The organism is Kribbella sp. (assembly GCF_035687465.1).
Classification (GTDB): Bacteria; Actinomycetota; Actinomycetes; order Propionibacteriales; family Kribbellaceae; genus Kribbella.
In genome coordinates, this window is sequence record NZ_DASRXP010000541.1 from 14,818 (window position 1) to 35,640 (window position 20,823).

General features: G+C 68.7%; 21 protein-coding genes. 7 read left to right on the plus strand and 14 right to left on the minus strand.

The window, feature by feature from the left end; genetic code table 11:
* Positions 1-66 precede the first annotated feature (66 nt).
* The 3 genes from VFG33_RS28505 to VFG33_RS28515 are packed head-to-tail and all read right to left on the minus strand — an operon-like array spanning position 67 to position 2,131.
* Positions 67-534, minus strand: coding sequence for a GNAT family N-acetyltransferase (locus VFG33_RS28505; RefSeq protein WP_325056058.1), 468 nt, complete (start codon positions 532-534; stop codon positions 67-69).
* Between the two features lie 58 nt (positions 535-592).
* Complete coding sequence (locus VFG33_RS28510) at positions 593-1,111, minus strand: DUF1990 domain-containing protein (RefSeq protein ID WP_325056059.1); 519 nt, start codon at positions 1,109-1,111, stop codon at positions 593-595.
* Positions 1,112-2,131 carry an LCP family protein gene (locus VFG33_RS28515; protein ID WP_325056060.1) on the minus strand — a complete coding sequence of 340 codons (1,020 nt, stop codon included), beginning with the start codon at positions 2,129-2,131 and terminating at the stop codon, positions 1,112-1,114.
* Between the two features lie 201 nt (positions 2,132-2,332).
* On the opposite strand from VFG33_RS28515, the gene VFG33_RS28520 reads away from it, so the two are divergent.
* Complete coding sequence (locus VFG33_RS28520; RefSeq protein WP_325056061.1) at positions 2,333-2,533, plus strand: three-helix bundle dimerization domain-containing protein; 201 nt, start codon at positions 2,333-2,335, stop codon at positions 2,531-2,533.
* A gap of 118 nt (positions 2,534-2,651) precedes the next feature.
* A complete protein-coding gene (locus VFG33_RS28525) occupies positions 2,652-2,945 on the plus strand; it encodes an HU family DNA-binding protein (RefSeq protein WP_325056062.1) in 294 nt (97 codons plus the stop codon).
* Between the two features lie 17 nt (positions 2,946-2,962).
* Here VFG33_RS28525 and VFG33_RS28530 read toward each other — a convergent pair whose 3' ends face one another.
* Entirely contained in the window at positions 2,963-3,934 is a 972-nt protein-coding gene (locus VFG33_RS28530) for an SMP-30/gluconolactonase/LRE family protein (RefSeq protein WP_325056063.1), read from the minus strand.
* Between the two features lie 218 nt (positions 3,935-4,152).
* Between VFG33_RS28530 and VFG33_RS28535 the strand changes: the two genes are divergently transcribed.
* Positions 4,153-6,108 (plus strand): M13 family metallopeptidase, encoded by a 1,956-nt coding sequence (locus VFG33_RS28535; RefSeq protein ID WP_325056064.1) that lies wholly within the window; start codon positions 4,153-4,155, stop codon positions 6,106-6,108.
* A 121-nt stretch (positions 6,109-6,229) separates the two neighbouring features.
* Here the strand turns inward: VFG33_RS28535 and VFG33_RS28540 are convergent, their stop codons facing one another.
* From VFG33_RS28540 to VFG33_RS28580, 9 genes are all read right to left on the minus strand, one after another.
* Positions 6,230-7,660 (minus strand): aminopeptidase P family protein, encoded by a 1,431-nt coding sequence (locus VFG33_RS28540; RefSeq protein WP_325056065.1) that lies wholly within the window; start codon positions 7,658-7,660, stop codon positions 6,230-6,232.
* Between the two features lie 88 nt (positions 7,661-7,748).
* Complete coding sequence (gene panD / locus VFG33_RS28545; RefSeq protein ID WP_325056066.1) at positions 7,749-8,171, minus strand: aspartate 1-decarboxylase; 423 nt, start codon at positions 8,169-8,171, stop codon at positions 7,749-7,751.
* A 134-nt stretch (positions 8,172-8,305) separates the two neighbouring features.
* Entirely contained in the window at positions 8,306-10,507 is a 2,202-nt protein-coding gene (locus VFG33_RS28550; RefSeq protein ID WP_325056067.1) for an MMPL family transporter, read from the minus strand.
* A 108-nt stretch (positions 10,508-10,615) separates the two neighbouring features.
* Complete coding sequence (locus VFG33_RS28555; RefSeq protein WP_325056068.1) at positions 10,616-11,302, minus strand: response regulator transcription factor; 687 nt, start codon at positions 11,300-11,302, stop codon at positions 10,616-10,618.
* The gene (locus VFG33_RS28560; RefSeq protein ID WP_325056069.1) at positions 11,205-12,485 is read right to left on the minus strand and encodes a sensor histidine kinase; all 1,281 of its coding nucleotides are present in this window, start codon (positions 12,483-12,485) and stop codon (positions 11,205-11,207) included. Before VFG33_RS28560 ends, VFG33_RS28555 begins: the two co-directional genes overlap by 98 nt.
* A 59-nt stretch (positions 12,486-12,544) precedes the next feature.
* On the minus strand, positions 12,545-13,990 hold the full coding sequence (locus tag VFG33_RS28565; protein ID WP_325056070.1) for an FGGY family carbohydrate kinase: 1,446 nt from the start codon (positions 13,988-13,990) through the stop codon (positions 12,545-12,547).
* Entirely contained in the window at positions 13,977-15,374 is a 1,398-nt protein-coding gene (locus tag VFG33_RS28570; protein ID WP_325056071.1) for an alpha,alpha-trehalose-phosphate synthase (UDP-forming), read from the minus strand. Before VFG33_RS28570 ends, VFG33_RS28565 begins: the two co-directional genes overlap by 14 nt.
* Positions 15,375-15,379: 5 nt before the next feature.
* Positions 15,380-16,381, minus strand: coding sequence for a Gfo/Idh/MocA family protein (locus VFG33_RS28575; RefSeq protein ID WP_325056072.1), 1,002 nt, complete (start codon positions 16,379-16,381; stop codon positions 15,380-15,382).
* Positions 16,372-17,808, minus strand: coding sequence for an amidase (locus tag VFG33_RS28580; protein WP_325056073.1), 1,437 nt, complete (start codon positions 17,806-17,808; stop codon positions 16,372-16,374). Before VFG33_RS28580 ends, VFG33_RS28575 begins: the two co-directional genes overlap by 10 nt.
* A 137-nt stretch (positions 17,809-17,945) precedes the next feature.
* Here VFG33_RS28580 and VFG33_RS28585 point away from each other — a divergent pair, with 137 nt between their 5' ends.
* From VFG33_RS28585 to otsB, 3 genes are read left to right on the plus strand one after another with little or no spacing between them, the layout of a single operon-like run.
* Positions 17,946-18,257 (plus strand): DUF3263 domain-containing protein, encoded by a 312-nt coding sequence (locus VFG33_RS28585; RefSeq protein WP_325056074.1) that lies wholly within the window; start codon positions 17,946-17,948, stop codon positions 18,255-18,257.
* A 2-nt stretch (positions 18,258-18,259) separates the two neighbouring features.
* Positions 18,260-18,814 (plus strand): LytR C-terminal domain-containing protein, encoded by a 555-nt coding sequence (locus VFG33_RS28590; RefSeq protein ID WP_325056075.1) that lies wholly within the window; start codon positions 18,260-18,262, stop codon positions 18,812-18,814.
* Positions 18,811-19,644: a trehalose-phosphatase gene (otsB, locus tag VFG33_RS28595; protein ID WP_325056076.1), complete on the plus strand. Its 834-nt coding sequence runs from the start codon at positions 18,811-18,813 to the stop codon at positions 19,642-19,644. Before VFG33_RS28590 ends, otsB begins: the two co-directional genes overlap by 4 nt.
* Before the next feature lie 57 nt (positions 19,645-19,701).
* Here the strand turns inward: otsB and VFG33_RS28600 are convergent, their stop codons facing one another.
* Positions 19,702-20,160 (minus strand): hypothetical protein, encoded by a 459-nt coding sequence (locus VFG33_RS28600; protein ID WP_325056077.1) that lies wholly within the window; start codon positions 20,158-20,160, stop codon positions 19,702-19,704.
* A gap of 120 nt (positions 20,161-20,280) precedes the next feature.
* Between VFG33_RS28600 and VFG33_RS28605 the strand changes: the two genes are divergently transcribed.
* A partial coding sequence (locus tag VFG33_RS28605) for a DNA glycosylase family protein (RefSeq protein ID WP_524538155.1) occupies positions 20,281-20,823 on the plus strand: 543 nt, incomplete at its 3' end.

Genomic DNA, 20,823 nt, shown 5'->3' on the forward strand with positions numbered 1-20,823 from the left:
CTTTGCCTTGCCCGGTGGTGCTTGCGTCCGAAGTACCGTGGGGCAGGCCCCGCGCTGGTTCGGACGTTAGCTGGTCTCGGGGGTTTGCCAGCCGAAGTTGAGGGCGTGGGCCGTTGGGCGGTGGCGGTTGTAGAAACGGTGGGCGTCGACCCGGGCGGTCCCGGAGTTGAGCTCCAGATGGCTGGCTCCGTGCTCGGCGGACCACTCCCGGGCGGTGGTGAGCAGGGCGGCACCGATGCCCGCCGACCGCTGGTCCGGGTCGACGGCGAGATCCTCGACCCAGCAGCGCTGCCCGAACCGCACGGACTCGATATCCAGATACAACGTGCAGAAGCCGACCAGGCGCTCGTCGCCAACAGCAACCAGTACGCCGCTGCGCGGGCCGGCCAGAGTCCGCGCCATCCGCTCTTCGGCGACGGCCGGATCCCAGTCGGCCGGCGTCGACCCCGGCGGCGCGAAGAGCCAGTCATAGGCCTTGATCAACCGCGGGATATCCGCTGACTCGGCTCCGCGGACTACGTGGTTCTCAGTCATACCCCGCAGCCTAGAGAGCCCGTTCCTCTCCCCACAGGTCCATTGAGCGTCCACCTCATCAGTCCACCTTGGTGGCAAGGCGGCGGAGGGTTTTGGCGTAGCGGTTGGCGAAGAAGGTTTGGGTGCCACGGGCGGCGGGCCCGCCCAGACGGGTGTACCAGGTGGCAGGGCGGCTGTAGGAGCGCAGCGTGAAGTAGACCTCGTCGCCTTCGCGGGTGACCAGGAAGGACTCCTCGCCGGATTCGGGATGGCCGTGCAAGGTGCCGTACGCGAAGCCGATCCGGTCGTGCTCCTCGACCACCCACACCACTCGGCAGGGGATCTGGATGAGTCCCAGCCGCCCGAGGGAGTTCGTACCGATCACTGCCGGGCTGTCCGTCGCCTTGACCGAAACCCCCGCCGCCCTGTGCATCCGCCACGTCAGCAGCGCCTCACCGGCCCGCCGGAAGACCTCGTCGCCGGAGCCGAGCAGCAGCCGATGCTCCAGCCGGTGATACCCCGGCGGCGTCTCGTCGAGCAGCGTGGACCCCACGGCCCCATAACTGAACCGCTGCCCCGCCAAATCCTCGAGCCTCATCTAGCTACTCTTCAGCCCCGACGTCTTGTCCGCCTTGATGGCTTGGAAGAGCGCCTTCGCCTTCGGGGTGTCCCACTTGAGTGCCGCGCCACCGCCCGACGTGGTGGTGTTGCCGGCGATCGGCACGGTCAGGGTGACCCCGTCGCTGCCGCCCGAGACCGCCCTCATGCCCTGGACGAACTTGAACAGGGCGGTCGGGCTCATGCCGTTCTCGACGGTGAGTGCGTCCGCGCCCGAGGTGGTGAGCCTGGTGTAGCGGACCGGATTGATGAAGGTGGAGAACGAGACCGCCTTCTTCGCGACCGCGCCGATCATCTCGCGCTGCCGTTGCACCCGGCCGAGGTCGCCCAGCGGATCGGAGTACCGGGCCCGGACGTAGCCGAGCGCGTTGGTGCCGTTCAGGTCCTGGCAGCCGGCCGGCAGGTTGATGTGTGCCTTCTGATCCTTCATTGCCTTGGGCAAGCACATCTCGACGCCGCCGAGGCTGTCGATGATCGAGGCGAATCCGCCGAAGCCGACCTCGACGTAGTGGTCGACGCGCAGCCCCGTGACGCCCTCGACGGTCTGGATCAGCAGCTTCGGGCCACCGTCCTTGTACGAGAACGCCTCGTTGATCTTCTGCTGTCCGTGCCCGGGAATCGGCACCTTGCTGTCCCGCGGCAGGCTGATCAGCGCGGTCGGGCCCGACTCGGGCACGTGCAGCAGCATGATCGTGTCGGTCCGCTGACCGCCGGTGCTCCCGGTGCCGAGCTTCTTCTTGTCCTCCGCGCTGAGGCCCTCACGGCTGTCCGAACCGACCAGCAGGTACGTCGTTCCCGGCGTGTCCGCCGGCCTGTTGCCCGACGGCATCGCGTCGACCTTGTTGATCCGGCTCCACGCGTACAGCGGGACACAGATCAGCATCAGCAGGAACAACAGGACGACCAGGCCGATCGACCGGCGGACCCAGTGGCGCTTCTTCTGCGGACGGACGGGGGTCCGGCCGACGAAGCGCGGATCGATGGGCTGCGGTTGGCTCATGCCACGACCGTATCGGGAGCGGCGAGTTGGTGCGTCACCCCGGCGGATGGTCTTCACCCCACACTTTCAGACCGCCGCCCGGCGTCGCCTCGATCGAAAGAACGAAATCGGGCCCGGGATCGAACCAACGGCGGTGCGGCCGGCGTGGTGATCCGCTGTCCGCCCTTGTGTGGGCGGATGGCGGTGGGGTAACGGTGAGATATGGACAGGTCAGAGGAGAACCGCGCGATTCACGAGGTTGTCGACCGGTTGGCCAAGCAGTTTCCCGAGCTCCCGGCTGACGAGGTAGAGACAGCCATCAAACAGACCCGCCCGGAGTTCGACCAGGCGCCGATCAGAGACTTCATCCCTCTCTTCGTGGAGAGAGCCGCCAAAGCCCGCCTCCGCGAGCGGGCCAGCTAGTCCGAGTGTCCGGAATTCGAACTCTTCTCGCTAACGACATTCATTTCGATTAAGGTTTTTCCCGACTGACCGGCGAACGTATGGGGCATCCGCCGGCGGCACGAGTCTGAGGAGAGCCGTGAATCGCAATGAGCTGGTCGCCGGCGTGGCGTCGAAGGCGGGCATCCCGCGGAACCAGGCCGAGAAGGTGCTCGACGCGCTGGGCGACGTCGTCACCGAGGCCGTCCACAACGGTGACAAGGTCTCACTCACCGGTCTGCTGAGCATCGAGCGCGTCCTGCGCGCGCCCAGGACCGGCCGCAATCCGCAGACCGGCGAGCCGCTGTCCATCCCCGCCGGGTACTCCGTCCGGCTGTCCTGCGGCAGCCGCCTCAAGGCCGCCGCCCGGGGCAACCTCCGCACCATCTCCTGACCCCGGGCGGCGACACCTCAGCGGCGGACCGCGGTCACCCAGTACTTCGTGTCCGGGGTCGGGGTGACTCCGAACCGGGCGTTGGGCAGGTAGATCCGGTTCCCGAAGAACGCGGCCGTCGTCGGTACGTCGAAGTCGGTGCTGGTGATCACCCGGATCTGTTCGCCCCTGGTGCCGGACTTGTTCAGGTCGAGCACGGCGATCTGGTTCAGGCGGTTCTGCACGACGTACAGGGTGTCGCCTGACCGCAGCAGACCGTCGCCGTTCGTCATCACGGCGCCGCCGAGGTCGATCTTCCGGGTGACGCCCGTGCGGGGATCGACGCGGAACAGGAAGCCGGTCGAGGACTGCACGATGATGAGCGCCTTGCCGTCCGGCGTGAGCGAGATGCCGTTGCCGTTGTTGACCATTGGGGTGTGCACGTAGTCGCCGGTCAGCGGGATCGTCTGGACGCCCGACTGCCCGGGCAGCTTGCCGTTGCGGCCCAGCTTGACCTTGTAGATCACCGGCTGCTGGGAGTCGGTGAAGTAGGCGGCGTCCTTGCCCAGGATGACGTCGTTCACGAAGGTCGGCGTCGATGTGGTGAACGTGTAGCTGGCGAGGACCTTGCCGGTGCGGGTGTCGATCACCCGGCCGTTGCCGCCGGCCGCGCCGGCCACGAACAGCCGGCCGCGGTTGTCGACCTTCATGCCGAGGGAGCCGGTGCCGGGGCCCTGGGTGATCACCCGGCCCTGCCCGGTCTTCAGGTTGGCCGCGTAGATGTCACCGTCCAGCCGCGAACCGAAGTACGCGGTGGTGCCGGCGATGGCGATGCCCTCGGGCTGGAAGTTGTTCGGCAGGTCGAAACGGACGGGGAAGTGCCGGCTCGAGCTGCTGGCGGTGGGCGCGGCCGCCGTTTGGGGCGTGGCCGAGGCGGTAGCGAGGCTGGTGAACGCCAGGGCGGTCAAGGCGAAGGTCGCGACGAGCGTGCGACCTACCTGTCTGGACATGGGGCGAGGCATGGGCGGTTCTCCTCCTGGGTCGGTGACCTGGGCCGCTCGACACCCCGATAGCCGTCGTGCGGCTGGTTGTGCTCTCAACCTATGGCAACGGGCCAGCGCGGCGAACGGTTCAGTTCGGAAGCGGCAGGCGAACAGTTGGGTAACCGGCACCGGGTAATCTCGCGGTCAGTGAACGCGGAGGTCCGGACCAGAAGGAGCAGGGATCGATGACGACGGGTATCGACATTTCGGGGCTGTCCACGACGGTTCGGCCGCAGGACGATCTGTACCGGTACGCGAACGGACCGTGGCTGGCGCAGCACGAGATCCCCGCGGACAAGGCGATCTACGGCGCCTTCCACGCGCTCTGGGACACCGCCGAGGAGAACGTCCGGTCGATCGTCGAGAAGACCGCCGCGGCGGAGCACCCGGAGGGCAGCGAGGCCCGCAAGATCGGTGACCTCTTCAACAGCTTCATGGACGAGGAGACGATCGAGCGTCTCGGCGCCGGCCCGATCGCGGACCAGCTCGCCCTGGTCGCCTCGGTCGAGGACAAGGCCGGCCTGCTCGAGGCGCTCGGCGAGCTCGAGCTCCAGGGCGTGCCGGGGGTCTTCCACTACTGGGTAGACGCCGACGCCAAGAAGTCCGACGAGTCCATTGTCTACGTCATGCAGGGCGGGATCAGCCTGCCGGACGAGTCCTACTACCGCGAAGACAACTTCGCCGCCGAACGTACGGCGTACGTGGCGCATGTCGCGCGGATGCTCGAACTGGCCGGTGTGGCTGACCCGGAGGGCGCGGCCGAGCGGATCATGGCGCTCGAGACCAGGCTGGCCGCGAGCCACTGGGACCGGGTGAAGAGCCGCGACGTCACGCTGACCTACAACAAGCTCGACAGCGCGGGCCTGAGCGAGCTGGCTCCCGGACTGGACTGGTCCGTCTGGCTCGCGGCCGCCGGAGTGCCGGAGAGCGCGTTCGAGCAGGTGGTGGTTCGCGAGCCGGACTTCCTCACGGCCGCGGCCGGGGCGTTCGAGGAGATCGAGCTCGCGGACTGGAAGGACTGGCTCAGCTGGCGCGTCGTGCACACGGCGGCGCCGCTGCTGAGTACCGCCTTCGTGGACGAGAACTTCGACTTCTTCGGCCGCACGCTGACGGGTGCGCCCGAGCAGCGGGAGCGGTGGAAGCGTGGTCTCGGCGTGGTCGAGTCGGCGCTGGGTGAGGCGGTCGGCCAGTTGTACGTGGCGGAGTACTTCCCGCCGGTGGCGAAGGCGCGGATGGTCGAGCTGGTCGCGAACCTGGTCGAGGCGTACCGGCAGCGGATCGACGCACTGGACTGGATGAGCCCGGAGACCCGGCAGCGGGCGCTGGAGAAGCTCGGCCGGTTCACGCCCAAGATCGCGTACCCGGACAAGTGGAAGGACTACAGCGAGCTCGAGGTGAGCGTTGACGACCTGGTCGGCAACGTCCGGCGGTCGGTGGCGGTGGAGACCGCGCGCGACCTGGCCAAACTGGGTCAGCCGGTGGACCGGACCGAGTGGCGGATGACACCGCAGACGGTGAACGCGTACTACAACCCGAAGATGAACGAGATCGTCTTCCCGGCCGGCATCCTGCAGCCGCCGTTCTTCGATCCGGACGCGGACGACTCGGTCAACTACGGCGCGATCGGTGCGGTGATCGGGCACGAGATCGGGCACGGGTTCGACGACCAGGGGTCGAAGTACGACGGCGACGGCAACCTGATCGACTGGTGGACCGACGACGACCGGGCCGCGTTCGAGCAGCGGGCGGACAAGCTGGTCGCGCAGTACAACGAACTGGAGCCTGTCGAGGCGCCCGGGCATCACGTGAACGGCGCGCTGACGCTGGGCGAGAACATCGGGGATCTCGGTGGGCTGTCGATCGCGTACACGGCGTACGCGATCTCGCTGGGCGGGGAAGAGGCGCCGGTGATCGACGGGCTGACCGGCGCTCAGCGGTTCTTCCTGGCGTGGGCCGGTGCGTGGTCGACGAAGACCCGCGAGGCGGAGGTCCTCCGCCGGCTGGCGCTCGACCCGCACTCCCCGCCGGAGTTCCGCTGCAACGCGGTCGTCCGCAACATCGACGCTTTCCACGCCGCCTTCGAGGTCACGGACAACGACAAGATGTGGCTGGACGAGGAGTCCCGCGTCCGCATCTGGTGACCGCCCGCGCCCCTTGACGTTCCGTTCATTCGCCCCCTTTTGACCGCCAGTGCAGACCGGCGGTCAGGTGACCGCCGGCGGGCGGTCAAAAGGGGCGAATGAACGGGTGGGTGCTGGGCGGCTAGGAGGACATCCAGGTCTGGATCTCGTCGATCTCGCGGGGCATGGCCGCCGAGAGGTTCTCGGTGCCGTCGTCGGTGATGAGGATGTCGTCCTCGATCCGGATGCCGATACCGCGGAGGTCTTCGGGGACGGTGAGGTCCTCGGCCTGGAAGTAGAGGCCGGGCTCGACGGTGAGGACGTAGCCGGTCTTCAGGTCTCCGCGGTACTGCTCGTTGCGGGCGGCGGAGCAGTCGTGCACGTCGATGCCGAGCATGTGGCTGACGCCGTGCAGGGTGTAGCGCTGGTAGATCATGCTCTCCGGGTCGAGCGCTTCCTCCGCCGAGACGGGCAGCAACTCCATCGCCTCGAGCCCTTGCACGATGACCTCCATCGCCGCCTTGTGCCCGGCGCCGAACGCGACGCCGGGACGCAGCGCGGCGATTCCCGCGTTCTGCGCGTCCAGCACCAACTGGTAGAGCTCCCGCTGGCGTGGGGTGAACTCGCCGTTCACCGGCAGCGTGCGGGTGATGTCCGCGGTGTAGAGGTTGCGGTTCTCCACGCCCATGTCGAGCAGCATCAGCGTGCCGTCGTCCACCGAGCCGTCGTTCTCGATCCAGTGCAGCGTGGTCGCGTGCGGACCGGCTGCGGCGATCGAGGTGTAGCCGACGTTGTTGCCCTCCGCCCGCGCGCGCCGCCAGAACGTGCCCTCGATCCAGCGCTCGCCGTAGTGGCGGACCTTGTCCATCTCGCTCAGGACGTCGGAGAAGCCGCGATGGGTGATCGCGCAGGCCTCGCGGAGCTGCTCGATCTCGAAAGCGTCCTTGACCAGCCGCAGCTCGGACAGTGTCGCGGCGAGCTCCTTGTCCTTGTCGGCGTCCGTGCCGACACCGCTCAGCGCGGACGCGAGCGAACTGTCCTCGCCCCGCCGCACCCGGGTCGGCACATCGCCCTTGATCGCGTCGGCGAGCTGGTCCAGGTGCCGGGTCTCGACGCCGAACTCCTTGGCCGTCTCGGTCAGCGACGGACGGCGGCCGGCCCACAGCTCGCCGTACATCCGGTCGCGCCAGAACTCCTCGCCCTCGCCGCGGTCGGCCCGCGGCCGGAAGTACAGCACCGGGTCGTGGCCGGTGGTGCCGTTCGGCTCGAGCACCAGGACCGCGTCGGAGGTCTGGTCGCCGACCAGCCAGACGTAGTCGGTGTGCGGCCGGAACGTGTAGTCGGTGTCGTTCGACCTGACCTTGTAGGTCCCGGCCGGGATCACCAGCCGCTCACCGGGGAACGCCTGCGAGAGTGCATCGCGGCGCTTCGCGGCCCAGGCGCCGACGTCGCTGAGCGCGACGTCGGTTCGCTCGATGTCGCCCCAGCCGGAGTTCATGAACTGGCGCAACTTCTCCTTCGGCTCCGTGTCGTGGGTGGCGGTCTTCGGAGCCTGCTCCGTGCTGTCGGTCATCGTCGACCCATCCTCTTCTTGATGACGGCCTCGTCTCGATCGCGGCCGCCCGAGCCCGGTCGCGTCCTGGTCCGGATCGCGGTCCTGCTCAGCGCGGGGTGTGCAGTTGGTCGCCCCGCAGAGTGCCGCTGTCGGGCAGGGTCTCGGCGGGGTCCGAGCCGATGCGGGTGATCGCATTGTGCTCGTCCACGAAGACTACGCTCGGTTCGAAGACCTTCGCCTCGGCCTGGTCGAACAGTCCGTAGGCGATCAGGATCACCAGGTCGCCCGGGTGGATCAGGTGCGCGGCCGCGCCGTTGATGCCGACCACGCCGGAGTCCCGAGGTCCCTCGATCAGGTAGGTCGACAGCCGGTTCCCGTTGGTGATGTCGACAATGTCGACCTTTTCGCCGGGCAGCAGGTTCGCGGCTGCCATCAGCGTCGCGTCCAGCGTGCAGGATCCGACGTAGTCCAGGTCGGCCTGGGTGACCGTCGCCCGGTGGACCTTCGACTTCATCAGGTCGATCAACATGGCATCAGCTCGCGCAACATCCGTCCATCATCGGGCCGACCGCGATGCCTGTCAGTGGTGGCGATCACCTGACCGCCTCGCGACAGCAGCGGCACCCCTGGCAGGAGCCAGGGGTGCCGCTGCGGTCGACGGGGTCAGGAGTTGACCAGCTCGGGCTCCCTCTCGGCGGCCGGAGCGGTGACCGGCAGGCTCTTGCGGAGCTTCTCGCCCTCTACGTCCACGTCCGGCAGCAGCCGGTCGAGCCAGCGCGGCAGCCACCACGCCCAGCGGCCGAGCAGCGCCATCACGGCCGGCACGATCGTCATCCGGACCACGAAGGCGTCAACCACGACGGCCAACGCGAGCCCGAAGCCGATCTCGCGGACCAGTGTCTCGGGGGACAGGATGAAGCCGGCGAAAACCGCGATCATGATGATCGCCGCGGCCGTGACCACCCGGGAACCGTGGCTGAAGCCCTCCACCACGGCGTCGATCGGTTTCGCCCCGTGCACGTGCTGCTCCCGCATCCGGGTGACCAGGAAGACCTGGTAGTCCATCGCCAGGCCGAACACGATGCCGACCAGGAAGACCGGCAGCATGCTGATCACCGGCCCGGTCTGTCCCTCGATGCCGAACAGTCCGGCCAGCCAGCCCCACTGGAACACCGCGACGACCGCACCGAAGGTGGCCGCGACCGTGAGCAGGAAGCCGAGGGTCGCCTTCAACGGCACCAGGATGGACCGGAACACCAGCATCAGGAGCAGGAACGCAAGCCCGATGATCAGTGTCAGGTACGGCAGCAGTGCGTCGCCGAGCTTGGCGGAGGTGTCGATGTTGAACGCGGTCGCGCCGGTGACCGAGACCTGGGTGCCGCCGACGGCCGGTACGTCACGGATCGCCGCGACCAGGTCCTTGGTCTGCGTGGTGCTCGGCCCGCTGGCCGGGATCACCGTGAGGATGGCCGTGTCACCAGCCGCGTTGAACGTCGCCGGCGTCACCGCGACGACGTCCTTCAGACCCTTCAGGGTGGTCTCGATGGTGGCGGCGGACGCCTTCGGATCCTGGGCGTTCGCGCCGTCGACGACCACCATCAGCGGGCCGTTGAAGCCCGGGCCGAACCCGTCGGTCAGCATGTCGTAAGCCTTGCGCTGGGTCGACGACGGAGCAGCCGAGCTGTCGTCGGGAAGTCCGAGCTCCAGATCCAGCGCCGGTACGGCGAGCACGCCGAGACCGAGGATTGTGACCACCAGCACCGAGACGGGCCGGCGGGTGACGAACCGGACCCAGCGCCGTCCGACCGTCGGCTTGTCGGCGGCCTCGGGATCGGGGGTCTTCAGGCCGGGGATCCGTCCGCCTAGGACGCGGCGGCCGGCCAGGCCGAGCAGGGCGGGCAGCAGCGTCAGTGCGATGGCTACCGCGATGACGACGGTGAAGGCCGCGGCCAGGCCCATCTGGGTGAGGAACGGGATGCCGACGACGGAGAGTCCGGCTAGCGCGATCACCACGGTGAGCCCGGCGAACACCACGGCCGAGCCCGCTGTTCCGACCGCGCGTCCGGCGGCCTCGTCCTGCTCCATCCCACTGGCCAGCTCGTGCCGATAGCGAGACATGATGAAGAGCGCGTAGTCGATGCTCACCGCGAGGCCGATCATCAACGCCAGGATCGGCGTACCCGACCCGATGTCGACGAAACCGCTGGCCGCGGTGATCCCGGCGGTACCGATGCCGATCCCGATGATTGCCGCCAGCAACGGTAGTCCGGCGGCGACCAGCGAGCCGAAGGTGATCAGCAGGACCACCGCGGCGACCCCGATCCCGATCACCTCGGTGGCGCTCTGTTCTTGCTCCACCTGCATGGCGTCGCCACCGGCCTCGACGGTCAGCCCGGCGTCGCGGGCCTTCTCCGTGGCCGAGTCGATCGCGGCCCGCGCCTCGTCGGACAGCGCGTCGGAGGTCACCTTGAAGCCGACCTCGGTGAACCCGGTGCGGCCGTCTTCCGAGACCGTCCTGGCCTGGAACGGATCGGTCGCCTGCTGCACCTGGGGAGCGGTGGCCAGGGTGTCCACCAGGCCGTCGACGACGGCCTTGTTGGCGGGATCGGCCAGCTTCTGTCCCTCCGGCGCCTGCAGCACGATCCGCGCGGTCGCGCCGTCGGCGGACATCTGCGGGAAGCGCTCGTTGAGCAGGTCGACTGCCCGTTGCGACTCGGTCCCGGGGATCGAGAAGCCGGTCGCGGTCGGACCCGACAGGGTCGACGCGCCGACGATGGCAGCCCCCAGGATGCCCAGCCAGACGGCTATGACGAGCCAGCGGCGGCGGAATGCGAACCGGCCGAGCCGGTAGAGATAGGTAGCCATGCAGACGATCGTTCCGTGCGGACCCCGTAGTCCGCGTCCGGCAACTGGGGGCTTCTTTGGCTACTACGACTGCTGTAGCAACTACTGCGTTGGTGGTAGACCAGCCGATTACAGTGCGTGTGGGGCCGCGGTTCCGGCGCGGACCAGGCCGGTCTGGTAGGCGATCACGACCAACTGAGCGCGGTCCCTGGCGTCGAGCTTCACCATCGCCCGGTTGACGTGGGTCTTGGCGGTGAGCGGCGAGAGCACCAGCCGGTCGGCGATCTCGTCGTTGGACAGCCCGAGCGCGACCAGGCCGAGCACTTCCCGTTCCCGCTCGGTCAGGGACTCCAGCTCCGGCGTCCCGGCCGCCTGGTCCAGCTCCGGCTGGGACAGGAAGCGGTTCATCAGGCCCCGGACCGCCTTCGGGGACAGCAGCGCGTCGCCGCGCGCGACCACCTCGATCGCGTTGATCAGCTCGGCCGGCTCGACACTCTTGCCGAGGAAGCCGCTCGCCCCGGCCCGGATCGCGTCGAAGACGTACTCGTCCACCTCGAAGGTGGTCAGGATCAGCACCTTCACCCCGGCCAGTGACTCGTCCGCGGTGATCCGCCTGGTTGCCTCGAGCCCGTCCAGTACCGGCATCCGGATGTCCATCAGGATCACGTCCGCACGCTCGCTCCGGGCCAGCTCCAGTGCCTGCAGTCCGTTGGCCGCCTCAGCGACGACTTCCAGCCCGGGCGCTGAATTCACCAACACACGGAACCCGCTGCGGATCAGCGTCTGATCGTCGGCCAGCAGTACCCGGATCGTCACCTACGGCTCCAGTTTCGAGAGGAAGAACAGCGTGCACCCGGAACCCGCCGCCCTCGAGCGGCCCGGTACTCAGGTCGCCGCCGACGGCGGTCACCCGCTCCCGCATCCCGAGCAACCCGTGGCCGGCGCCGACCGGACCACCCCCCACACTCCGGTACGGCGTACCGGGGTGGCCGCCGTCGTCCGTGATCGTCACCACCAGGGCGCCGGGGCGTTGCTCGAGGCGGACGCGGACCGTTGCGCCGGGGGCGTGTTTGACCACGTTCGTCAGGGATTCCTGCAGGATCCGGTAGGCGGTCAACTCGATCACGTCGGGCAGTTGCCCGAGCGCGGGCGGCCGCCACTCGACCGACAGGCCGGCGACGCTGAACGACTCGATCAGCGAGCCGACCTCCTGCAGCGAGGGAGTAGGGGCGGTGGGCAACGGGTTGCCCGAGCGGCGGAGCACGCCGAGCAACACGGTCAGCTCCTGCAGGACCGTCCGGCCGCCGTTGCGGACCAGCGCGAGCGCCCGCTCCGCCTCCGCGGGTTGCTCCCGGAGCAGATGGGAGGCGACGCCCGCCTGCACGTTCATCAGGGCGATGTGGTGGGCGATGACGTCGTGCAGTTCGTGGGCGATCCGGAGCCGCTCCTCGATCACCCTCCGCTCGGCCTCCTCCTCGCGCGACTGCTCGGCGCGCAGGACCCGCTGCTCGAGCTCGGCCTGGTAGGCACGGCGATAGCGGACGGCTCCGGCCCAGGCGGCCGCGAACAGGATCAGGATGGGGGCGAAGAGGTTGGCCAGCAGGTCCTCGTTGGTGAAGATGGTGGCGACGGCGATCGTCACGACCGAGGCCCCGGTGACCGCGATCCACTGGGTCCGCCGGTCCTTCTGGAGCACGACCGTGTAGATGGCGGCTGCCACGAACAGTCCGATCGGGCTCTTCGCCTCGGTGGTGATCGCGTAGGCGACGGCGGCCGCGGTGGTCAAAACCAGGGTCGTCAACGGAGCGCGGCGGCGGGCGAGGAGCGCGATGGTGGCGAAGACCGCCAGCAGCGCGCCCGTCAGCGTGAGCTCGATCTGCGATCCGCTGTGGTCGCCGGGCGTTATCAGGTTGATCGCCAGCAGGATCCCCGCGAGCAGAACGTCGCACGCCCGAGGGGACAGCCTGAAGCCGCCTAACCGTCCCGGATATACGCCCATCCCCTCACGATACGTGTTGCGCCACTGGTCTGACGTCCTCTGACCGCCGTACCCGCCGCCTACTGCGGTCGCAGTACGAGTTCGGTGGAGGCTTGGACGGCCAGGGTGCGGAGGGTCTCGTAGCGAGGGCGGAGGGTGGCAACCCGGGCGACCTCATCGTCCACCGGCTGCAAGGTCTCCCCACCCGGGGCGGGGGACAGTCCGAGCGCCACGGCGGCGGCGCCGCGGGCGCCGACCTCGGGCTCGGAGCAGACCGTGGTGGGGCGGGCGAAGGTCGCCGTCAGGCAGCGCCGCCACCAGACCGACGCGTCGATCCCGCCGCCGCCCAGGACGATCTCCAACGGCCGGCCGAAGAGGCTGTCGAGCATCCGGAGCCCGCGGTCGATCTCCAGCGATGCGCCCTGCAGAGATGCCGCCAGCAGGTCGGCGCCGGTGTCGTCGAACGAGAGCCCGAAGTAGACGCCCGACCCGCCCGGCACCGTCTCCGGCGGCCGCGTCCCGGCCTGGAACGGGATCCCGATCACCCGGGACGACCCGATCTCCACACCGGTCGGTTCGCGGTGCTCCTCGTCCAGCTTCAGTACGGCGGTCAACCACGCGTGCAGGTTTCCCGCGGCCGAGAAGGCCATCCCGGTCACCGCACGCGTGTCGTCCACCCGGTACCGCCACAACTCCCACGGGAGCTCCGGTGCGCCGTCGATCGGGTGAACCACCCGCACGGCGGCCGAAGTTCCCACAGTCACGGCCGCAGTCGTCTCGTCGTACGCACCGGTGCCGACGTTGGATGCGGCTCCGTCGCCCGTCGGCGGATGCACCGGTACTCCGACCAGCCCGGGCCACCGCCGCGAGTACTCCGGTGAGAGCGAACCCGTCCAGCCGGTGGGAACGATCGGCGGCAATTGCTCGGCGGAAGCCCCTGCCACAGCGAGCGCCTCGTCGTCGTACGAGCCGGTCGCCAGCTCCAGAGTGCCGGTGCCGGAAGCAATCGACACAGAGGTCACTCGTAGTCCGGTCAGCCGTTCCAGCACCAGATCAGGCAGCCCGGCATAAGCAGTAGCACCCGGGACGACACTGGACAGCCAAGGGATCCGCCGGGTCCAGTAGAGCCGGTGCAGCCAGGCGCCGGTACGAGCATGGAAGGCGTGCTCGTCGAAGTCGGCCCCCAGCGAGACTGGCACCGATCGCGTGTCCACCCAAGGGATCACCGGCGTCAGCGCGACGCCCTTGGCATCGAGGGCGACGATGGAATGCCACTGCGAGGACAGCACGATGTCGCTGATCTCCTCGAGGTGCCCGTTCTGCTGCAACTCGTCGAGGCAGCCCAGTAGCCCTTCCACATAGCCGTGCAGGTCCAGCGTGGCCACGCCACCCTCGCCGTACGCCGGTGCAACCTTGTGGCGGGCCAGGGCGCCCGGCACGGGGGTCGCGTCGGGGGACAGCACCAGGGCGCGCGCAGACGAGGTGCCCAGGTCCAGTGCGAGGACCCGGCTGTCAGTCTTCGGCATGCAGTGCCTTCAGGAAGCTGGCCGCCCAGACGTTCACGTCGTGCGCGGCCAGATGCTTGCGCATCGCTTTCATCCGGCGGCCGAGCTGGCGTCCGTCGGTGTTCATCGCGTCGACGATGGTGTCCTTCATGCCGTTGATGTCGTGCGGGTTCACCAGGAATGCCTGCCGGAACTCATCGGCTGCTCCGGCGAACTCGCTCAGCACCAGGGCACCCGTGTCGTCGTACCGGCAGGCCACGTACTCCTTGGCGACCAGGTTCATGCCGTCGCGCAACGGCGTGACCACAGCGACGTCAGCGGCCCTGAAGAGCGCGGCCATCTCCGTACGCGAGTAGGAAGTGTGCAAGTAGTTGATGGCGGGGGTGCCGATCCGGCCATGTTCGCCATTGATCCGGCCGACCAGCAGTTCGATCTCGTCGCGCAGTACGCGGTATTGCTCGACCCGCTCCCGTGAAGGCGTGGCGACCTGGACGAAGACGGCGTCGTCAACGGAGATGCGGCCCTCGTCCAGTAGCTCACCGAAAGCGCGCAGCCGTTGCCGGATGCCCTTGGTGTAGTCGAGCCGGTCCACCCCTAGCAGCACGTGCTGCGGGTTGCCCACCTCCCGCCGGATCTCGCGGGCGCGCTCCTCGGTCTCGGGCTGCTTGGCAAGCTGCTCGAGCTCGCCGACGTCGATGGAGATCGGGAAGGCCTTGGCCCGGACGATCCGGTCGTCCGGCAGGTGGATCCGGTCGCCGCGGGTGCGCAGGCCCATCCGGTTGCGGGCCAGCCGGGCGAAGTTCGAGGCCGCGCCGGGCCGCTGGAAGCCGACCAGGTCCGCGCCCATCAGCCCGTCCAGGATCTGCCGTCGCCACGGCATCTGCGCGAACAGCTCGGTCGGCGGGAACGGGATGTGCAGGAAGAAGCCGATCAGTACGTCGGGTCGCAGCCGCCGCAGCATCGCCGGGACCAGTTGCAGCTGGTAGTCGTGCACCCAGACCACGGCGTTGTCGTCAGCAGCCTCGGCCGCGGCCTCCGCGAACCGCCGGTTGACCGCTACGTACGCCTCCCACCACTCGCGGTGGAACTCCGGCGGCACGATCACATCGTGGTAGAGCGGCCACAGTGTCGCGTTGGAGAAGCCCTCGTAGTACAGCTGGATGTCCTCGGCCGACAACGTCACCGGGACGAGGTGCATGCCGCCCTCGTCGAACGGGTCCAGCTTCTCGTCGGCCCCGCCGGTCCAGCCGATCCAGGCGCCGTGCTGCTGCTTCATCACCGGCGCCAGCGCGGTGACGAGACCACCCGGGCTGCGGCGCCACGCAGTACTGCCGTCGGGCATCTCGATCCGGTCGACAGGTAGCCGGTTGGCTACCACCACGAAGGAACTGCGTCCGCTCGGCATCAGCCTTATCCACCCAGGTATTCGTCGTCGCCGGGGTAGCTGACCCCGATCTGTCTGCGCGTCTCGTCGAGGAGCTCGAGGATCTCGATGGTCGCGGCGTGCGGCAGCGCGGGACACTCCACCAGTCCGTCGCGCAGCGCCCGCATCACCTCGGCCGCTTCATAGTGGTACCCAAGCCCATGCGTCGGTACGTCGATCCGCTCCTCGCCCGCCGCGGTCACGCGGGCGTAGTACGGCGGGTGGTGGAACCGGTGCGGCAGCACCAGGCTGCCCTCCGGACCACTCACCGAGGCGGTCCACGGGTTCTGCGAGCGCAGTCCGCAGGTCAGTGCGGCCACCGCACCCGAGTCGTAGCGCCAGGCCATCGCCACGTTCAGGTCGATTCGGTCCTCGTTGAGGGCGCCGACGGCCTTCAGCTCGTCCGGCATGCCGAGCGCCATGTGGACGAACGTCATCGGGTAGATGCCGCCGTCCATCAGGGCGCCGCCGCCGAGCTCGGGGTCGAGCAGTCGGGCCGGGAGCTGCGGTTTGTGGAAGCCGAAGTCCGCGAGTGCCTCCATCGGTTCGCCGATGACACCGGTCGCCAGATCGGCGAACATCGCCTGCACCACCGGGTTCGTCCGCATCCACATCGCCTCGGCGAAGAGGGTCTTGTGCTCGTGCGCGACCGCGACGAGATCCCGGGCCTGCCGTGCCGTCAGGGTGACCGGCTTCTCGCAGAGCACCGCGATCCCGGCCTGCAGTGCGGCCCGGGCGATCCCGTAGTGCTGCGGATGCGGAGTACCGATGTAGATCACGTCGACCTGGCCGCTGTCGATCAGCCGGCGGTAGTCGTCGTACCGGTGCTCGATGCCGAACTCGGCCCCGAACCGGTCGGCGCTCTGCAGCGACCGGGACGCGACCGCGGTCACCACGGCCTCCTCGCCGAGCACGGCGAGGTCCTTGGTGAAGGAGGTGGAGATATTGCCGGTAGCAACGATTCCCCAGCGGACTCGGTCTATACCCACTGTCTGAACTCCGGGGTCGGGAATGGTCCGTCTGCGTTGATTCTCGCTGTTTCGTAGGCGTGCGCCAAGCGAATGAGCGTGGCATCACTCCGTCCGGTCCCGTGGAAGGTGATGCCGACGGGTAATCCCGCGACCAGACCGGACGGCACCGAGATCAGCGGATAGCCCGCCAGTGCCGCATGTGAGGACGAACTTCCGAGCACGTGATCGCCGTTGACGAGGTCGATCGCCCAGGCCGGCGAGTACGACGGCGTCACCAGTGCGTCGAGCTGGTTGTCCCGCAGCAGCGAGTCGATGCCGTCCCGGCCCGCCCGGAGCGCGGCCAGCCGGGCGGCCTGGTAGACGGGAGAATCCAGCCCATCGGTGCCCTCGGCCCGCTCGAACAACTCCTGGCCGAACCACTCCAGCTCGACGTCGGCGTGCTGCTGGTTGAAGGCGATCAGCTCGGCGAGCGACCGCGGTCCACCGGGCTTCCGGGTCGCCAGGTACGCCGTGAGGTCGACCTTCAGCTCGTACGACAAGACGTTCAACTGGTCGTCGTCACCACCGGGACTCGGCAGCGACAGGTGGTCCACCAGGGTCGCGCCGCAATTACTGAGCAGCCCGAGCGCTTCCTCGCTGACCTGGTCGAGCCCAATCGAGTAACCCCACAACGGACCTCGCGGTACGCCGATGCGTACGCCGCTGAGGTCGGCGCCCCGGCAGTGTTCGAGATAGTCCGTGCTGCCGCCAGTGATGACCGTTAGTAGTGCGGCTGCCTGGCTTACCGTCCGGGTCATCGGCCCCGCGGTGTCCTGCGAGTGCGAGATCGGCACGATCCCCTGCTGGGGGACCAGGCCGACTGTGGGTTTCATGCCGACGATCCCGTTCAGTGCGGCCGGGCAGACGATCGAGCCGTTGGTCTCAGTGCCGATCGCGAGGTCCGCGAGGCCGGCGGCGACCCCGGCACCCGAGCCGCTGGAGGAACCACCCGCGGAGCGGTTCAAGGCGTACGGGTTCCGCGTCAGACCGCCGTACGCGCTCCAGCCGGAGGAAGAAGCGGATCCGCGGAAGTTGGCCCACTCGCTCAGGTTGGTCTTGCCCAGTACGACGCATCCGGCCTCGCGCAACCGGCGGACCAGCGGAGCGTCGTATGGCGGTGGGGGCTGGTCGGCCAACGCCAGTGAGCCTGCTGTGGTCCGCAGGTCGGCCGTGTCGATGTTGTCCTTCACCAGGACGGGCACGCCGTGCAGCGGGCCGCGAACCCGGCCGTCGTCACGCTCTGTGTCCAGTCGGGCGGCATCCGTCAGGGCGGCGGGGTTCGGCGTGCAGATGGCCTTGACCAGAGGATCGACCTCACTGATCCGGCCCTGCAGCTCTTCGACCGTCGCGATGGCGGTTCGCGGCCCGGGCGACACGTCGCCGGGCCCCTGTCGAGTTGAGCTCACCCCGTCGATCCTGCCAGAGTTGACGAGGTCCGGCCGTCCCGCCGACATGTCGCTCTAGGTGAATGACATCGCTGTTGTTCAACCCGTACAGTGGAGCGCGGACGGACGATCACCGACCGCACAGGAGTCACCAGCAGATGGACAGCGCCAACGCCAGCTCTTCCGGCTCCGCCGCCGAGGCAGCCCAGCCGGCCGTCGGTGGGTTGTCGGACCGTGACGGTGCCATCCTCGGCTTCGAGCGCCACTGGTGGAAGTACGCCGGGGCGAAGGAGCAGGCGATCCGTGACCAGTTCCAGATGTCCGCGACCCGGTACTACCAGGTGCTCAACGCCCTGATCGACCGGCCGGACGCCCTCGCGCACGACCCCTTGCTGGTGAAGCGGCTGCGCCGGTTGCGCGCCGCCCGGCAGCGCGCCCGCTCCGCTCGCCGCTTGGGTATCGAGGTCTAACTTTGATCCGCTCGAAGGACGAACGGGGCCAGGTCCTCTCGTCCCTCGTCGCCGTGCTTGCCGTCGTCGCCATCGTCGGTGGTCTGCTGGTGCTGTTCGGGACCAGGGGCGATGACAGCGTGGCCGACTCAAAGCCCGCGGCGCAGACGGCGTCGGCCAAGCCTTCCGCGACGACGCCTTCCACTGCCCCGACCTCGGCCCCGACGTCAGCTGAGGTGCCGACCACGCCGCCGACTGAGACTCCTGTCGTGTCGCCGACGCCCGGCCCCTCGATTCCGCCGTCGGAGCGGCCCGCGGTCGAGGTCTACAACAACACCGCCCGCAAGGGACTCGCCGACGACGTCGCCAGCCGGGCCAAGCAGACCGGCTGGACCGTCCGCGGCGCCGACAACTGGCACGGCAAGATCGTCTCGAGCACCGTGTACTACCCGGCCGGGATGCAGGCCGAGGCGGGCCAGCTCGCCCAGGACCTCGGCATCGGCCGGATCAAGGACGCCCTGGAGAACATGAAGAAGGACCGCCTCACCGTCATCCTCACCTCGGACTATCGAGGATGAGCACTCCCGTACTGGCGACTGCAGCCGGGCGGGAGGGCTGGGAAGCGATCGTCAACGACCCGACCGGGGCTGTGATCGCCTCGGACTTCGACGGCACACTGTCGCCGCTGGTCGAGGATCCGGCGATGTCGCGGGCGGCTGACGGTGCACTGGATGCGCTGGCCCGGCTGAGCCAGTCGGTTGGCCAGGTGGCGATCGTCACTGGCCGGCCCGCCCTGGTAGCCACAGAGCTGTCCGGCGTGACGGGCCACCCGGGGCTCGGGCGACTCGTAGTACTGGGTCACTACGGGCTTGAGCGGTGGGAGGGCTCTACCGGCGTTGTCACTAGCGATCCGGTGCCGCCTGGGGTTGAGGTAGCGCGCGAGAAGCTGCCAGGGCTGCTGCAGGAGGCAGGGCTGCCCGATGCGTTTGTGGAGGACAAGGGGAGCTCGCTGGCGGTCCACACTCGCCGACTGCCTGATCCGTCGGGCGCACTCGAAGCATTGCGTACTCCGCTGTCGGAGCTGGCCGCCGCTGTTGAGTTGCGGCTGGAGCCTGGCAACCTCGTACTGGAACTGCGGCCGCCTGGCATCGACAAGGGCGTCGCCATGCGCCGGCTGATCGAGTCCACCGAGGCACGGTCCGTGCTGTACGCCGGGGACGACCTCGGGGATCTCGCAGCCTTCCGAGCCCTCATCGAACTCCGTGACGCCGGCCTACACGCCGTACTGGTAGCTGCGCGGTCCTCAGGTGCCACCGAGCTGACTGAGTCGGCCGACATCGTCGTAGACGACCCAGCCGGCGTAGTCACCGTCTTAACCGCGCTCTCCGACGCAATCGCCGTCCACTGAACTCCTTGCGTCCGAAGAGGTGTGGGGCCTGCCCCTCGGGTCTTCGGACGTAACGGGTTAGCGGCGGCGGAAGGTTTGTTGGAGGGTGCGGCCGAAGGGTTGGACCGGGCGCTCGGTGTAGTTGCCGTCCTTGAGGTTCGCGAGCCGCTCGAACAGGTTCCGCGAGGCCGGGTCACCCGTACGCAACCAGGACCAGCCCGCGCAGAGCAGGTAGAGAGGGAGCATCGGGAGCCCGATCAGGCAGAAGTACTGCCACGAGTGCCGCTCCTCGTGCTTCACCAGCACCGGCCGCGCGTCGAAGTACTGGCGATCGTGCTTGCTCAGCACCACGTTCCCGACCGTGAACGCCCCCGCCACCGGAAACCCCAACCGGTACCCGTTGGCAAAGATCAACCCCCGCGGCCCCCGACTGAACCGGGCCCGCCCGATCAACCCCACAACCACCCCGGCCACCGTCGACAGATTGACCAGATTCACAACGAACTTCACCACCTGCAACCCCGACATCCCACCCATCCCCTCAGTATCAGGCGAGCCCACCCCCAATGTCCTAATGTCGCAATTCTTAGGACATTCGCGCAGTGCCTGCGCTGAGGCGGTGCTGTGGCTGTCGGTGGGGTGGGTGAGGATGTGGGGGTGACATCAGTGGTGCGGCGGTGGCGGGCGGGGAGGCCGGTGGATCCGCATGTGGTGATTGGTGGGTTGCGGAAGGGGCCGGGGGATCCGGCGTACGTGTTCGATCCGGGGCGGCGGACGGTCTGGCGCGCTACCAGGACGCCGGATGGGCCGGTTCTGTTGAAGCTGACGCCGTACCCCGGCGTGGCTGAGGTGGAGGCCGAGGCGTGGGGGCCGGGGTCCGCCTGGGCGCTGGACGGGGTGCCGGAGTTGCTGGGCGAGGCGGACAGCTGGGACGGGTTCGAGCCGTTGCCGGAGCACCAACCGTTGGTGGACGCGGCCCGGCGGTTCCCGGATTTCAGGGTGCCGAGGACACGCGCTGTCTTCGAGGCGATGGCGGCCGCGGGGATCGAGCAGGTCGTCACGGGGAAGGAAGCGTTCCGGGCTTGGCGCCTGCTGCTGCGCGAGTACGGCGAGCCTGCACCGGGGGCCGGCGGCGTTCCGGATGGACGGGTCATGATGGTGCCGCCGGCGCCGGAGGAGTGGCGGTTGATTCCGTCCTGG